Genomic DNA, 15,334 nt, shown 5'->3' with positions numbered 1-15,334 from the left:
AATGAAAAAAGTTTTAACGATTATCGCATTTGTTTTCTTAGGCATTTTAGCCGTTATTACGTTATTTCCATTTGTCTATATGATTTTAGCTGGTTTAATGAGTTACTCTGAAGCGACCAGCATGCCGCCAACCATGTTTCCGAAACAACCACAATGGCAAAACTACACAGAGGTCTTTCAAAAAGCACCCTTTCTTCGGTATTTCTTGAACACAGTCTTTGTTTCAGGCGTTACAACGATTGCTACGGTAGTCACCGCCGTTTTAGCTTCATTCGCGTTAACGAGTTTGAAGTTCCGTTTTAAAAATGTGGTCATTGCTTTGATGATTTCGTTGTTAATGGTTCCGTATGAATCTATTATTTTTACCAATTATCAAACGATTGCGCAATTAGGTTTGTTAAATACTTACAGCGCCTTAATTATTCCATTTTTAACTAGTATTTTTTATATTTACTATTTAAACGGTTATTTAAAAGGTATTCCTGATACTTTTTACAAGGCTGCCAAGATTGATGGCGCTAGTGATTTAGAATACATTTGGCGTATTTTAGTACCAATGTCAAAACCAGCGTTGGTAACAGTAGGGATTTTAACATTTATTTCTAGTTGGAATTCTTTCTTGTGGCCATTGTTGGTGACGAACGAGAAAAAATACCGTTTATTGAATAATGGACTATCGGCCTTTGCGACAGAGAGCGGTAGTGACGTACATTTACAAATGGCTGCTGCAACATTAACCGTTATTCCAATTTTAATTATTTACTTGATTTTCAGAAAAGAAATTATCAGAGGAGTTGCAAAAAATGGAATCAAAGGCTAAAACAACTGTGACTTTTCACAGTGGCATTTTAACAATTGGAGGAACCGTGATTGAAGTGGCGTATAAAGATGCCCACATCTTCTTTGATTTTGGTACAGAATTTCGACCAGAATTAGATTTGCCCGATGATCACATTGAAACCTTAATTAATAATCGTTTAGTGCCAGAATTAAAAGACTTATATGATCCACGTTTAGGTTATGAATATCATGGTGCAGAAGACAAAGAGTATCAACACACCGCTGTTTTCTTATCTCATGCCCACTTAGATCATTCACGCATGATTAATTATTTAGACCCAGCTGTTCCGTTGTACACCCTAAAAGAAACGAAAATGATTCTAAATAGTTTAAATCGCAAAGGTGATTTTTTGATTCCATCACCGTTTGAAGAAAAGAATTTTACCCGAGAAATGATTGGTCTTAATAAAAACGATGTGATTAAAGTTGGCGAAATTTCAGTGGAAATCGTGCCTGTTGATCATGATGCGTACGGTGCTTCGGCATTACTGATTCGCACGCCTGACCATTTCATCACATACACAGGTGATTTGCGCTTACATGGCCATAATCGTGAAGAGACTTTAGCTTTTTGTGAAAAAGCTAAACATACTGAATTATTAATGATGGAAGGCGTAAGCATTAGCTTCCCAGAACGTGAACCAGATCCAGCCCAAATAGCGGTTGTCAGTGAAGAAGATCTTGTTCAGCACTTGGTTCGTTTAGAACTAGAAAACCCGAATCGACAAATTACCTTTAATGGTTATCCAGCAAACGTGGAACGTTTTGCTAAGATTATTGAAAAGTCACCACGTACAGTCGTTTTAGAAGCAAATATGGCTGCGTTGTTACTTGAAGTATTTGGAATAGAAGTTCGTTATTATTATGCTGAATCTGGTAAAATACCAGAATTGAATCCAGCGTTAGAAATCCCGTATGACACGTTACTAAAGGACAAAACAGACTATTTGTGGCAAGTTGTGAACCAGTTTGACAACCTCAAAGAAGGTAGTTTATACATTCACAGTGATGCGCAACCGTTAGGGGACTTTGATCCACAGTATCGCGTGTTTTTAGATTTGTTGGCTAAAAAAGACATTACTTTTGTCCGTTTAGCTTGTTCAGGACATGCAATTCCAGAAGATCTGGATAAAATTATTGCATTGATTGAACCTCAAGTATTGGTTCCAATCCATACGTTAAAACCAGAAAAACTGGAAAACCCGTATGGTGAAAGAATATTGCCAGAACGTGGCGAGCAAATTGTTTTATAAATTTTTTTAAGGGAGAGAAAAAAATGAAGTTCAAAACTCTAGCAACAACAGTGTTAGCAACCGCAGCTATTTTCGCATTGGGGGCTTGTGGTAACGGTAATGGGGCCAAAGAATCAAACGATATTGTGAAAGAAGTGAAGGAAGATACGACAATCACTTTCTGGCATGCAATGAATGGGGTTCAAGAAGAAGCGTTAACAAAATTAACGAAAGACTTCATGAAAGAAAATCCAAAAATTAAAGTGGAATTACAAAATCAATCTGCTTACCCTGATTTACAAGCCAAAATCAATTCGACTTTAACTTCACCAAAAGATTTACCAACAATTACGCAAGCGTACCCAGGCTGGTTATGGAATGCTGCACAAGATGAAATGTTAGTGGACTTAAAACCATATATGGATGATGACACAATCGGCTGGAAAGATGCAGAACCAATTCGTGAAGTATTGTTAGACGGCGCCAAAATCGACGGCAAACAATACGGCATTCCATTTAATAAATCGACAGAAATGTTATTTTATAATGCTGATTTGTTGAAAGAATATGGTGTTGAAGTACCGAAAACATTAGAGGAATTAAAAGAAGCTTCTAAAACAATTTACGAAAAATCCAACAAAGAAGTCGTTGGTGCTGGTTTTGACTCGTTAAATAACTATTACGCAATTGGAATGAAAAACAAAGGCGTTGATTTTAATAAAGACTTAGATTTAACAAGCAAAGATTCACAAGAAGTCGTGGACTATTACCGTGATGGTATCGAAGCAGGTTACTTCCGCACAGCTGGTTCAGATAAATATTTATCTGGCCCATTTGCAAACAAAAAGGTAGCAATGTTTGTCGGTAGTATTGCTGGTGCTGGTTTTGTTCAAAAAGATGCTGAAGCTGGTGGCTATGAATACGGTGTTGCACCACGTCCTGAAAAAATCAACTTACAACAAGGAACAGATATTTATATGTTCGATAGTGCTACGCCAGAACAACGGACAGCGGCATTTGAATTCATGAAATTCTTAGCTACTCCTGATTCACAATTGTACTGGGCACAACAAACAGGTTATATGCCAATTTTAGAATCTGTTTTACACAGTGATGAGTACAAAAATTCTAAGACAACCAAAGTACCTGCACAACTTGAAAACGCAGTAAAAGATTTATTCGCTATCCCAGTAGAAGAAAATGCTGATTCAGCCTATAATGAAATGCGGACAATTATGGAAAGTATTTTTGCTTCATCAAATAAAGACACGAAAAAATTATTGAAAGATGCAACATCACAATTTGAACAAGCATGGAACCAATAATCAATAAATAAACAGACGTGGGAGGTTGGGATCTGAGTCGTTATGGCTCGTGTTCTAACCTTCCTGTTCTTTTGGGCGGAAGAAGGAGAGAAACAAAATGCAAATAAAAATTTTAGCAACAAGTGATATGCATGGGTACATTATGCCAACAAGTTATAGTGAAAAAAAGATGGATTTACCTTTTGGAACCGCAAAAGCAGCAACCATGCTGAAAAAGTTACGGGCGTCTGCCAAAGGACCAGTTTTTCAAATTGAAAATGGGGATTTTATTCAAGGTTCGCCGCTTAGTTACTACGTAAGAAAAGCAGAAACACATTCAGTGGAAGCCATCACTAAAATCATTAATCAAATGAATTATGATGTTAGCATTTTAGGTAACCACGAATTTAATTACGGATTAGATTATTTAAAGGAAACAATTGCCAGTTATCAACAGCCAGTTTTAGCTGCCAATATTCTTGGTAAAGATGGACAACCTTATTTCGGTCAGCCGTATGTCATCATAGAAAAACAAGGGGTTAAAGTAGCCATCCTTGGCGTGACGACTCAATATATTCCTCATTGGGAACAGCCGGCAACAGTCAAAGATTTAACGTTTAAAAGTGTCGTTGAAACAGCGGCGGAATACGTGCCAAAACTGCGGGAAGAAGCGGACCTAGTTGTTGTCGCTTACCATGGCGGTTTTGAAAAAGATTTAGAAACAGGGGAACCCACGGAATTACTAACAGGAGAAAATGAAGGCTACGATTTATTGGAAAAAGTTCCTGGGATTGATGCCTTAGTCACTGGTCACCAACATCGAGAAATTGCTACAAAACTGAATGGAATACCTGTGATTCAACCAGGTTTTCGAGGAGCTTTCGTTGGAGAAATTACTTTAGAAATTGAACCTATGGCTAAAGGCTATCGCGTTATTGGAAGTGACGCAGCTATTCATCCTGTTGGAAACGAACAACCAGATGCAGAAGTTTTAGCTTTGACAACAGCGTTACATGACGAGGTAGAAGAGTGGCTTGATCAACCAGTGGGAAATGTGGAAGGGGATATGACGATTCAAAATCCGAATGCCGTACGCCTCAAAGAACATCCATATATAGAATTTATTAATAACGTCCAAATGGCTTCAAGCGGAACGGATATTTCAGGGACTGCACTTTTTAACAATGAAGGCAAAGGGTTTAATAACCAAATTACGATGCGCGATATCATTACTAACTATATTTATCCAAATACCTTGGCTGTATTGCGTGTCACTGGACAAGACCTCCGTGAAGCGTTAGAACAAAGCGCTACTTATTTTGTGTTAGAAAAAGGCCAACCAATTTTTAACCCGAAATATGTTGATCCAAAACCACAATACTATAATTATGATATGTATGAAGGCATTGAGTATACGCTTGATTTAAGACAACCGTTTGGTGAAAGAGTGACGAAACTTAATTATCATGGTAATGCAGTGCAAGCAGAAGATGTTTTGGAAATCGTGACAAATCAATACCGTGCAGTCGGTGGCGGAAACTATCAAATGTTCCAACCTGAAAAAATTATTCGAGAAATCCAAATTGATATGACGGAACTGATTGCAGAATATTTAAAAAAACATCCAATCATTCAAGCGTCGACAAATGATAACTTCAAGGTTATCTGGTAAAAAATAGCAAAAAAAGCCTTCAACCATGCAATTACTTGAAAGATGGTTGAAGGCCTTTTTTGAGTTAATAGCCTTTTTTTAAGGAAACTTGGTTTTTGACGAGGGTCTGATCCGTCACAAATTGATTTAAGTTTGGAATAAAAATCGCCAGTAATTTTGATTTGAACTTCGGTGTCATGCCAGAAATATGAGGTGTTAATAAAACATTCTGCATCTCCCATAAAGGGCTATCTTCGGGAAGAGGTTCTTCTTCAAAGACATCTAAGGCAGCAAAAGCAATGGTTTTATTGTTTAAGGCAGTTATCAAATCGTTCGTTGCTACTGAGGCGCCGCGACCAACATTTACGAAAATTGTTTCAGGAGCCATTTTTTCAAAAAGTGCCTGATTGTATAAATGTTTTGTTGTTTCAGTCAAAGGAAGAATGTTCACAACAATGGACATTTCATGGATAATTTTACTCATATTCTTCTGTGAATAGCATTCAATGAAGCCTTCCGTCACATGTCCAGAGGTATTCACGCCATAAACTTGAAGATTTAAACCTTTAGCAAATTTAGCTAATTGTTGTCCGATTTGCCCGGTGCCTACGATTAACATTTTTTGCTCAGAAAGTTGTTGATAGGAAGGGGCTGTTTGATTCCATGTGTGTTGCATTTGTTGTTGGATACTTTCTTGCAGTCCGCGGGTATGTGCTAATAAAACGCCTAAAACATGTTCTGAGATAGAAACACTATGGATTCCGCTACCATTAGACAACAGAATGCCCTTTTCTCTTAATTTATCAAAATCCATATAATCAGCACCAGCAGAAATGAGCTGAATCCATTTTAGGTGACTAGTATCAGAGGCTAATAAACGCGGACCAATTTCTTTATGCCAGCCTAACATAATTTCGATGGCCTCTTCTTCAGCAGAGGATAAATAATCGGTAGATGTTTTAACTAGATAATTGGGTGCCACAGCTTTCACTTGTTCCAGTTGTTCTTCGTTGAATACTTCATTTAAATAAATAATTGGTTGGTTCATCTTTCTTCCTCCTAGCACTTTTTATTGTATCAAAAATAAATTTAAAAGAGAAAAAGAAAGGCTTTTCAGTAAAGCAGAAAACCAAGGACAAAAATCCGATTTAGATTTTTGTCCTTGGCTTAAAAACTGCTAAAGTCCAGTGCTAACCTTATTTAGGTACGCCGTTTTCAAATAAACTTGTACTATGAACTGGTTGACGTCGAGCATCGGGCCGTAAGTAATGTAAAGCATTATTTACGGCAGTAGGTGCCTCACCAAATCCTGTAGCGATTAATTTCACTTTTCCCTCATAGGAACAGATATCCCCTACAGCGTATACACCAGGAATGTTAGTTGACATATCGGAATGAACATTAATAGCATTTCTAGAAACGTCTAATCCCCATTCTTTGAGGTGTGTTAAAGAAGAAGTGAAGCCATAATTGATAATTAAATCATCCAGAGGGAGATCCAATGTTTGGTCACCTTTTGTCTCCGTTAATTGGATGCCTGTGAACGTTTCATTTTCCTTTAAAATATCACTAATGATATAAGGAGTTCTGATAGAAACGCTAGATTTTTCCAGTTGTTCCACGCTATGTTCGTGGCCGCGAAATTGTGGGCGACGATGGATAATAGATACTTCTTCTGCAACGTTTTCTAGCATTAAAGCCCAATCAATTGCGGAATCGCCGCCACCAGCAATCGCAACTTTTTTGCCAGCGAATTTTTTCATGTCAGTCACATAATAATGGATTGACTCACCTTCAAAGGCTTCAACATTTTCGATAGCTAAACGTCGAGGTTGGAAAGCGCCGTTACCAATCGCAAAGATAACCGTTTTAGAATAATGTGTGCCTTTAGTTGTGTCTAAGCGCAAAAGTCCATCTGCTTCCTGTGCAAGGTGTGTGACCTCTTCTTCCAAGCAAACATCGTGCTGAAATGGCTGCATCTGTTTTTCCAAATTGGCAATTAACTCACCGGCTTTAATAGCAGGGAATCCAGGAATATCATAAATATATTTTTCGGGATACAGCATTGTTAGCTGACCACCTAATTGTGGCAGGCTATCAATGATTTTCGTTTTCGCTTTACGAATTCCCGCATAAAAAGCGGCAAATAATCCAACAGGACCGCCGCCGATAATCGTTAAATCATAAATATCTTTTTCATCAGACATTTGAAAATTCCTCCTAATTCATTTAGGGTTGAGACAACTATTGATCGTTTTGCGAACACTTCACAAAATAGCACGGCTTTTCGAAAAAAGCAAGTTTGGCTAACGAATCAAAGCATTCTTTAATCATTGGAAAAAGATCATAGCAATTTTCAGCATTTTTCGATATGATGGAACTATAAAATAATTATCTAGGAGGACATTCTCATGTCACAATTTCCACAATTAGATTTAGAAAATGCTAAAGGCCCAAAAGCTGTCATTAAAACAAACCGAGGCGACATCACTGTTCAATTATTCCCAGAACAAGCGCCTAAAACGGTTAAAAATTTTGTTGAATTAGCGAAAAAGGGCTACTATGATGGCGTTATTTTCCATCGTGTGATTCCTGATTTTATGATTCAAGGCGGTGACCCAACCGGAACAGGAATGGGCGGCGAAAGTATTTATGGAGAAGCATTTGAGGATGAATTTTCTCGGGATGTTTTCAATTTGCGTGGCGCATTGTCAATGGCAAATGCTGGTCCTAACACAAATGGCAGCCAATTCTTTGTTGTTACTAATCAAAATGTTCCAGCTCAAATGATGAGTCAGTTAGAAGATGCTGGTTTTCCAGAAGAAATTATTGAAGCTTACAAACAAGGCGGAACACCTTGGTTAGACTTCCGTCATACTGTTTTTGGTCATGTGGTTGATGGTATGGATGTAGTGGATGAAATTGGTGGAGTCCAACGGGATGCCCAAGACCGTCCAACATTTGACGTCGTGATGGACACAGTTGAAATCATTGGTGAATAAGTTTAACCAATTGAAAAAGAGAGTACCAACGAGGGACAAATTCGTTGGTACTCTTTATTTTTTTCTTAAAACGACTAACTTTTTTTTAAAAGCGTCCAAATCGCTTCTTTTAATGAAGTCTTTATAGGATACTGAGTGAAAGAATAGAAGGAGAGGAAGCAAATTTGTTAGAAAAATACAGATATCCAATGGCCTTGGCTTTGTTTGCAGTAATACTCCCATTTATAGGAACGTTTTTTACGTATGTAGATCAGCAAGGAATCGTTCATGAACCAGGATTTTATACAATCATAATTGGAGAAATTTTACTTCTATTTTCAGGTATCTGGTTCGTCAGAGTTTATTTAGCTAAACGCAAAAGAAAGAATTAAAAACAGCTGTCCTAAAAATGAACTGACCCAATAAACTGAGACAAAATAAAAAAGCACCTCTTGTTGAATTGAACTGACCCAATAAACTGAGACAAAATAAAAAAGCACCTCTTGTTGAATTCACGTTAAAATGAATTTAACTAGGAGGTGCTTTTTCAATGGGAAATCGAGTGTCTTATCCGATTCACATCAAAGAAATGGCTATACAGATGAAAAAAGAGAATATTCCTGTAAAAATGATTATGGAAGAATTAGGCATTAAAAACAAAACACAAATTGAAACATGGTGGCGTTGGTACCGTAATGGCGAGAATCATCGTCTGGTTCAACCCGTTGGAAAACAATATGCTTATGGAAAAGGTCCAGAAATTCGATCAAATGAACAACAGCTTAGAAATGAAAATAACTATTTAAAAATGCATATTGAGGTGCTAAAAAAGTACAAAGAATTGGAAAGGACGTGGAGCCAGAAATATTTGTAGAATTAGTTAAAAAAATGAAAGGAAAAATAACCATTACTGCATTGTGTCAACTTTTCGGCGTTTCGCGAGCTACTTATTATCGTTGGACTCATCGAAAAGACTTGGGAAAGTTAACACCTCTTGAAGAAGCCGTTCGTCGACTTTGCTTCCAGCATAAGTTTCGATATGGCTATCGAAAGATTACTGCGTTGATTAATCAGGAATACAAAGTAAACAAAAACACCGTACAAAAGATTATGCAGAAATATCATTGGAATTGTCGCGTGAAAATGAAGAAACGCAGTAAAGTGGGACAACCTTACACGGTTGTCGAGAACAAGCTAAATAGACAATTTTCTTCAGACGCTCCTTTAAAGAAATTGGTAACAGATATTACTTATCTGCCTTTTGGTCAAAAGCAATTGTATTTGTCTTCAATTATGGATTTATACAATGGTGAAATTATCGCCTATACCATCGGTGATAAGCAAGATACGGCTTTTGTTCTGGATACACTTGATCAATTGCCCCAAACAACGGATTGTCTATTGCATAGTGATCAGGGCTCTGTTTATACTTCTTTTGACTACCAGAATCAAATAAAAACAAAAGGCATTACCATGAGTATGTCCCGCAAAGGGACACCTTCAGATAATGCCTGCATCGAATCGTTTCATGCCTCACTAAAGTCTGAAACGTTCTACTTAGATGGGCTCACAAATGAACCTACATCTATTGTAATAGAAATTGTAAAAAAATACATTACTTATTATAATGAAAGTCGAATTCAACAAAAACTAGACTACCAATCGCCGATAGATTATCGGAAATCAGCAGTCTAGGAAAATGCTTTTTTATTCCTGTCTCACAATCTTAGGTCAGTTCCAAACTAGGACAGCTGTTTTTAATTAAAGGCTTTTTTGATACGTAAAAGGCCTTCTTCGAGAGTTTCTTTTGAACAAGCTAAGTTTAAACGCATGTGTTGAGAACCTTGGGGACCAAAACTAATTCCTGGATTTAGAACCACTTTCCCCTTATGAATTAAGGTATCGCGAAGTTCCCGATCCGTTAGCGAATAAGAACTAAAGTCTAACCATAAAAGATAGGTTCCTTCAGGCTCCATTACACGAACGCTAGGCATCTCTTCACGGAAAAAGGAAAGGGCAAAATCAATATTTTCTTTTAAATAATCCAGTAACGCCGTTAGCCATTCTTCCCCTGTTTGATAGGCAGCTGCCGTTCCCACGTAGCCAAAAGTATTGATACCGCCTTGATGATTTTTGTCTTGTAAAGATACGAAAGATTGCCGTAGTTTTTCATTAGGAATGAACAGCATTGAATTTTTAATCCCCGCTAAATTAAAGGTTTTCGTTGCCGCGGTTAAGGTAACAGTGAATTCCTTAAATGCTTCATCAGCGACAGTGAAGGAAGTGAAGGTATGCGGTTTGAAAATCAAATCCTGATGAATTTCATCGCTAACCACAGTTACTTGGTGTTTTTGGCATAAACGGCCAATTGCTAGCAATTCTTCTTTTGTCCAAACACGTCCACCAGGATTATGGGGATTACAAAAAAGTAACAGTTTCACCTTTTCTTCGATTATCTGTTGTTCCATTTTAACCAAATCAACTTCATAATGTCCGTTAACTTCTAGTAAAGAATGGCGCACAAGTCTACGCTCATTTTGTTTTACCACATCTGCAAAAGGGGGGTAGACTGGATCACAAATCATGACAGAATCAGCAGGTGCTGTATACGCTTGAACGGCTGTGGCCAAACTGGGTACCACGCCACTATTAAACAAAATTTCTTCTTTTTCAACAATCAATTGATGGTGTTGCCGTTGCCAATCTTGAATTGCTTGATACAGTTCATTAGGTGCAATCGCATATCCTAGAATGCCCTGTTCAATAACTTGTGACAAAGCATCAAGAATAGGCTGATGCACTTTGAAATCCATATCAGCAACCCATAAAGGTAGTAAATCTTTTTCGTGGTAACTCGTTTCAACGGTGTCCCATTTAACACAATTCGTGTGGCGACGATCAATGGTTTCATTAAAATTAAACATAAGATAACTCCTTTTCTTCTATATAAAGTCTTACTTCCTATAGTATAGTAGATTTTGCTTAAAAGATGAAACAATAGTTTTAACAACTAGGGAAGAAATAATGCACAAACGTTGAAAAAATGCTATTATTTTAAATGAGTAGAAACGGAAAAAGAAATTTATCGTATGAAAAGAGGAAATTTGATGAAGTACAAAATTGGTATGGTACTTTCTGGCACAATTACCGGACTTCAACCATATGGCGCATTTGTTTCTTTAGACGAAGAAACACAAGGACTGATTCATGTTTCGGAAGTACAAGCTGGCTTTACTAAAAATATCCATGGACTCTTAACCGTTGGACAAAAAGTAACCGTTCAAGTTATTGATGTTGATGAATATTCTCAAAAGATTAGCTTATCTTTACGAACCCTTGAAGACAAAGTTCATTCAGTGAACCATCGACGCAAAAAATATTTTACGGATAAGAATAAAAAAATTGGCTTTGCAACCTTAGACAAAGAACTTCCAGAATGGATTGATGAAGCAATGGATAAGTTGCTTGAAAAATAATTCTGTATTTTTTCAGAAAGTGTGTTACAATTTCTTTTGTTAGTGAATCTAAAAATTAATTGAGGTGGATGTCGTGTCTAACAAAAAAGTCGCTGGAACAATCATACTGAACTTAAACGATGGTAGTAAAAAATTTTTGATGCATCCAATAGGTGAAGCGATTGAGTTTGCGATGGCAAAAGTTTCTGATGAGATGACGGGTTTAGCTAGTATGCTACAATGGTTCAAAGAAGAGGTTCAATTGGACGTTACTTCAATTAGCTTAGTAGAATTAACTAACGCGCATATCAATAAAGAAAATGTTCCGCTGTTTGTCTTCGAGATGGATGAACAAGCACTTAAAAATGAAATGGATAAAGACTATACATGGGTAGCACCTGCAGAATTAAAAACGATTTGGTCAAAATATCATATTGAAGGTGTCCCAATGTTTTAAACAAAAAAGAAAGAATCTGTCGATAATCGAACAGATTCTTTCTTTTTTTATGTTGTACGTAAAAAAGTTAATCGAACTATTTCAAATATATGATTCAAATTGTTCGATTTTTAGTAAGGAATTAAACTGTTTTGATAGACAATTAGGATTTAAAAAGTTTAAAAACGAAATAATTGAAAAGAATGAAAACAGATTGAAAACTTCTTTTAATTTTTTTGAAAAAAAGTGTTGACCAAACATCAAAATCTTGATATATTATTACATGTCGCAAGGCGGGTCACACAGCTGAGCGATTCAGAAATCAATAATTAAATAACAATTCTTGATTTCAAATCTCTCTAAAAAAGTTTGAAAAAACAACAAAAAAGTTGTTGACAAATAACAAACGAGATGATAAGATATAGAAGTTGTCACAACAGACAACAACAACCGAGCAAAACGACTTAAAAGACTTTTTAAAAAAAGTTCTTGACATTCAAACGAAAGTTTGTTATGATATAAAAGTTGCTGCGAGGTAACGTAGACCTTTGAAAACTGAACAAAGAATAGACGAACCAAATGTGTAGGGCGTCTTGATTCAATTCAAGACAACAAACATTTTTAACAAGCAAGCAATATGCTAGCAAACAAATTGAGCTTAACAATCGCAAGATTGTTCTAACTTTTATTATGAGAGTTTGATCCTGGCTCAGGACGAACGCTGGCGGCGTGCCTAATACATGCAAGTCGAACGCTTCTTTCCTCCCGAGTGCTTGCACTCAATTGGAAAGAGGAGTGGCGGACGGGTGAGTAACACGTGGGTAACCTACCCATCAGAGGGGGATAACACTTGGAAACAGGTGCTAATACCGCATAACAGTTTATGCCGCATGGCATAAGAGTGAAAGGCGCTTTCGGGTGTCGCTGATGGATGGACCCGCGGTGCATTAGCTAGTTGGTGAGGTAACGGCTCACCAAGGCCACGATGCATAGCCGACCTGAGAGGGTGATCGGCCACACTGGGACTGAGACACGGCCCAGACTCCTACGGGAGGCAGCAGTAGGGAATCTTCGGCAATGGACGAAAGTCTGACCGAGCAACGCCGCGTGAGTGAAGAAGGTTTTCGGATCGTAAAACTCTGTTGTTAGAGAAGAACAAGGACGTTAGTAACTGAACGTCCCCTGACGGTATCTAACCAGAAAGCCACGGCTAACTACGTGCCAGCAGCCGCGGTAATACGTAGGTGGCAAGCGTTGTCCGGATTTATTGGGCGTAAAGCGAGCGCAGGCGGTTTCTTAAGTCTGATGTGAAAGCCCCCGGCTCAACCGGGGAGGGTCATTGGAAACTGGGAGACTTGAGTGCAGAAGAGGAGAGTGGAATTCCATGTGTAGCGGTGAAATGCGTAGATATATGGAGGAACACCAGTGGCGAAGGCGGCTCTCTGGTCTGTAACTGACGCTGAGGCTCGAAAGCGTGGGGAGCAAACAGGATTAGATACCCTGGTAGTCCACGCCGTAAACGATGAGTGCTAAGTGTTGGAGGGTTTCCGCCCTTCAGTGCTGCAGCAAACGCATTAAGCACTCCGCCTGGGGAGTACGACCGCAAGGTTGAAACTCAAAGGAATTGACGGGGGCCCGCACAAGCGGTGGAGCATGTGGTTTAATTCGAAGCAACGCGAAGAACCTTACCAGGTCTTGACATCCTTTGACCACTCTAGAGATAGAGCTTTCCCTTCGGGGACAAAGTGACAGGTGGTGCATGGTTGTCGTCAGCTCGTGTCGTGAGATGTTGGGTTAAGTCCCGCAACGAGCGCAACCCTTATTGTTAGTTGCCATCATTTAGTTGGGCACTCTAGCGAGACTGCCGGTGACAAACCGGAGGAAGGTGGGGATGACGTCAAATCATCATGCCCCTTATGACCTGGGCTACACACGTGCTACAATGGGAAGTACAACGAGTCGCTAGACCGCGAGGTCATGCAAATCTCTTAAAGCTTCTCTCAGTTCGGATTGCAGGCTGCAACTCGCCTGCATGAAGCCGGAATCGCTAGTAATCGCGGATCAGCACGCCGCGGTGAATACGTTCCCGGGCCTTGTACACACCGCCCGTCACACCACGAGAGTTTGTAACACCCGAAGTCGGTGAGGTAACCTTTTTGGAGCCAGCCGCCTAAGGTGGGATAGATGATTGGGGTGAAGTCGTAACAAGGTAGCCGTATCGGAAGGTGCGGCTGGATCACCTCCTTTCTAAGGAATATTACGGAAATACACATTTCGTCTTTACTTTGTTCAGTTTTGAGAGGTCTACTCTCAATCAAATAAATTCGGGGCCTTAGCTCAGCTGGGAGAGCGCCTGCTTTGCACGCAGGAGGTCAGCGGTTCGATCCCGCTAGGCTCCATTGATAGCTTTTGCTATCAGATTCGTTCATTGAAAACTGGATATTGAAGTAAAAAGAATCAAAACAAACCGAGAACACCGCGTTGAATGAGTTTTTTAATAAGTTCAATTGCTTATTTATTGATTAACCTTCTATCGCTAGAAGAAGTGATCAAGACCCAACCGTAAGGTTGATAAGGTTAAGTGAATAAGGGCGCACGGTGGATGCCTTGGCACTAGGAGCCGATGAAGGACGGGACTAACACCGATATGCTTTGGGGAGCTGTAAGTAAGCTATGATCCAGAGATTTCCGAATGGGGGAACCCAATATCTTTTATAGGATATTACTTTTCAGTGAATACATAGCTGATTAGAGGTAGACGCAGAGAACTGAAACATCTTAGTACCTGCAGGAAGAGAAAGAAAATTCGATTCCCTGAGTAGCGGCGAGCGAAACGGGAAGAGCCCAAACCAACAAGCTTGCTTGTTGGGGTTGTAGGACTCCAATATGGTAGTCTGTTAGTATAGTTGAAGGATTTGGAAAATTCCGCTAAAGAGGGTGAAAGCCCCGTAGACGAAATGCTAACAACACCTAGGAGGATCCTGAGTACGGCGGAACACGAGAAATTCCGTCGGAATCCGCGGGGACCATCCCGCAAGGCTAAATACTCCCTAGTGACCGATAGTGAACCAGTACCGTGAGGGAAAGGTGAAAAGCACCCCGGAAGGGGAGTGAAATAGATCCTGAAACCGTGTGCCTACAACAAGTCAAAGCTCGTTAATGAGTGATGGCGTGCCTTTTGTAGAATGAACCGGCGAGTTACGATTGCATGCGAGGTTAAGTCGAAGAGACGGAGCCGCAGCGAAAGCGAGTCTGAATAGGGCGAATGAGTATGTAGTCGTAGACCCGAAACCATGTGATCTACCCATGTCCAGGTTGAAGGTGCGGTAAAACGCACTGGAGGACCGAACCCACGTACGTTGAAAAGTGCGGGGATGAGGTGTGGGTAGCGGAGAAATTCCAAACGAACTTGGAGATAGCTGGTTCTCTCCGAAA

At 39.2% G+C, this 15,334-nt stretch carries 13 protein-coding genes, 1 tRNA gene and 2 rRNA genes (1 of these 16 only partly in view); 13 read left to right on the top strand and 3 right to left on the bottom strand.

The annotated features are described in order from the left end of the window. Position 1: 1 nt before the first annotated feature. The 4 genes from IGL17_RS11270 to IGL17_RS11255 all read left to right on the top strand — a co-directional run bounded on the left by IGL17_RS11270 (position 2) and on the right by IGL17_RS11255 (position 5,048). Positions 2-820: a carbohydrate ABC transporter permease gene (locus IGL17_RS11270; protein ID WP_002355144.1), complete on the top strand. Its 819-nt coding sequence runs from the start codon at positions 2-4 to the stop codon at positions 818-820. After that, entirely contained in the window at positions 804-2,093 is a 1,290-nt protein-coding gene (locus IGL17_RS11265; RefSeq protein ID WP_016617847.1) for an MBL fold metallo-hydrolase, read from the top strand. Before IGL17_RS11270 ends, IGL17_RS11265 begins: the two co-directional genes overlap by 17 nt. 23 nt (positions 2,094-2,116) lie before the next feature. Then, a complete protein-coding gene (locus IGL17_RS11260) occupies positions 2,117-3,397 on the top strand; it encodes an extracellular solute-binding protein (RefSeq protein ID WP_002359172.1) in 1,281 nt (426 codons plus the stop codon). A gap of 97 nt (positions 3,398-3,494) precedes the next feature. Beyond that, positions 3,495-5,048 carry a bifunctional metallophosphatase/5'-nucleotidase gene (locus tag IGL17_RS11255; protein ID WP_016617846.1) on the top strand — a complete coding sequence of 518 codons (1,554 nt, stop codon included), beginning with the start codon at positions 3,495-3,497 and terminating at the stop codon, positions 5,046-5,048. 64 nt (positions 5,049-5,112) lie between these two features. On the opposite strand, the gene IGL17_RS11250 is transcribed toward IGL17_RS11255, so the two are convergent. Together IGL17_RS11250 and IGL17_RS11245 are read right to left on the bottom strand one after the other, a co-directional pair. Continuing rightward, positions 5,113-6,075, bottom strand: coding sequence for a phosphoglycerate dehydrogenase (locus tag IGL17_RS11250; RefSeq protein ID WP_438760351.1), 963 nt, complete (start codon positions 6,073-6,075; stop codon positions 5,113-5,115). Positions 6,076-6,223: 148 nt separating this feature from the next. Continuing rightward, entirely contained in the window at positions 6,224-7,234 is a 1,011-nt protein-coding gene (locus IGL17_RS11245; RefSeq protein WP_002368301.1) for an NAD(P)/FAD-dependent oxidoreductase, read from the bottom strand. 204 nt (positions 7,235-7,438) lie between these two features. On the opposite strand from IGL17_RS11245, the gene IGL17_RS11240 reads away from it, so the two are divergent. The 3 genes from IGL17_RS11240 to IGL17_RS11230 all read left to right on the top strand — a co-directional run bounded on the left by IGL17_RS11240 (position 7,439) and on the right by IGL17_RS11230 (position 9,703). Further along, the gene (locus tag IGL17_RS11240) at positions 7,439-8,029 is read left to right on the top strand and encodes a peptidylprolyl isomerase (protein ID WP_002355150.1); all 591 of its coding nucleotides are present in this window, start codon (positions 7,439-7,441) and stop codon (positions 8,027-8,029) included. 164 nt (positions 8,030-8,193) lie between these two features. Beyond that, complete coding sequence (locus IGL17_RS11235; protein ID WP_002355151.1) at positions 8,194-8,400, top strand: DUF3955 domain-containing protein; 207 nt, start codon at positions 8,194-8,196, stop codon at positions 8,398-8,400. Positions 8,401-8,558: 158 nt separating this feature from the next. Then, positions 8,559-9,703, top strand: a protein-coding gene (locus IGL17_RS11230; protein ID WP_202255333.1) for an IS3 family transposase whose coding sequence is annotated in 2 segments (ribosomal slippage) — positions 8,559-8,832 and positions 8,832-9,703 — 1,146 coding nt in all. Because the reading frame shifts where the segments join, the coding sequence is not laid out codon by codon here. 62 nt (positions 9,704-9,765) lie between these two features. Here the strand turns inward: IGL17_RS11230 and IGL17_RS11225 are convergent. Further along, positions 9,766-10,932, bottom strand: coding sequence for a MalY/PatB family protein (locus IGL17_RS11225; RefSeq protein ID WP_002368299.1), 1,167 nt, complete (start codon positions 10,930-10,932; stop codon positions 9,766-9,768). Between the two features lie 183 nt (positions 10,933-11,115). Between IGL17_RS11225 and IGL17_RS11220 the strand changes: the two genes are divergently transcribed. From IGL17_RS11220 to IGL17_RS11195, 6 genes are all read left to right on the top strand, one after another. Further along, entirely contained in the window at positions 11,116-11,484 is a 369-nt protein-coding gene (locus IGL17_RS11220) for a CvfD/Ygs/GSP13 family RNA-binding post-transcriptional regulator (protein ID WP_002365178.1), read from the top strand. A 64-nt stretch (positions 11,485-11,548) separates the two neighbouring features. Next, positions 11,549-11,920, top strand: a complete 372-nt coding sequence (locus IGL17_RS11215) for a hypothetical protein (protein WP_002385270.1) — start codon at positions 11,549-11,551, stop codon at positions 11,918-11,920. After that, the gene (locus IGL17_RS11210; protein WP_002392518.1) at positions 11,904-12,152 is read left to right on the top strand and encodes a hypothetical protein; all 249 of its coding nucleotides are present in this window, start codon (positions 11,904-11,906) and stop codon (positions 12,150-12,152) included. Before IGL17_RS11215 ends, IGL17_RS11210 begins: the two co-directional genes overlap by 17 nt. A 433-nt stretch (positions 12,153-12,585) precedes the next feature. Then, a 16S ribosomal RNA gene (locus IGL17_RS11205) occupies positions 12,586-14,146 on the top strand. Positions 14,147-14,225: 79 nt separating this feature from the next. Beyond that, positions 14,226-14,298 (top strand) — tRNA-Ala (locus tag IGL17_RS11200). Positions 14,299-14,474: 176 nt separating this feature from the next. Beyond that, positions 14,475-15,334 (top strand): 23S ribosomal RNA (locus IGL17_RS11195) (it continues 2,053 nt past the right edge of the window). The 16S and 23S rRNA genes sit together here with 1 tRNA gene alongside, the layout of an rRNA operon.

It is taken from the genome of Enterococcus sp. AZ088, from assembly GCF_051714845.1.
Classification (GTDB): Bacteria; Bacillota; Bacilli; order Lactobacillales; family Enterococcaceae; genus Enterococcus; species Enterococcus faecalis.
The sequence above is the reverse complement of the archived record's forward strand: the minus strand, read 5'-3'. Positions and strand labels throughout refer to the sequence as shown.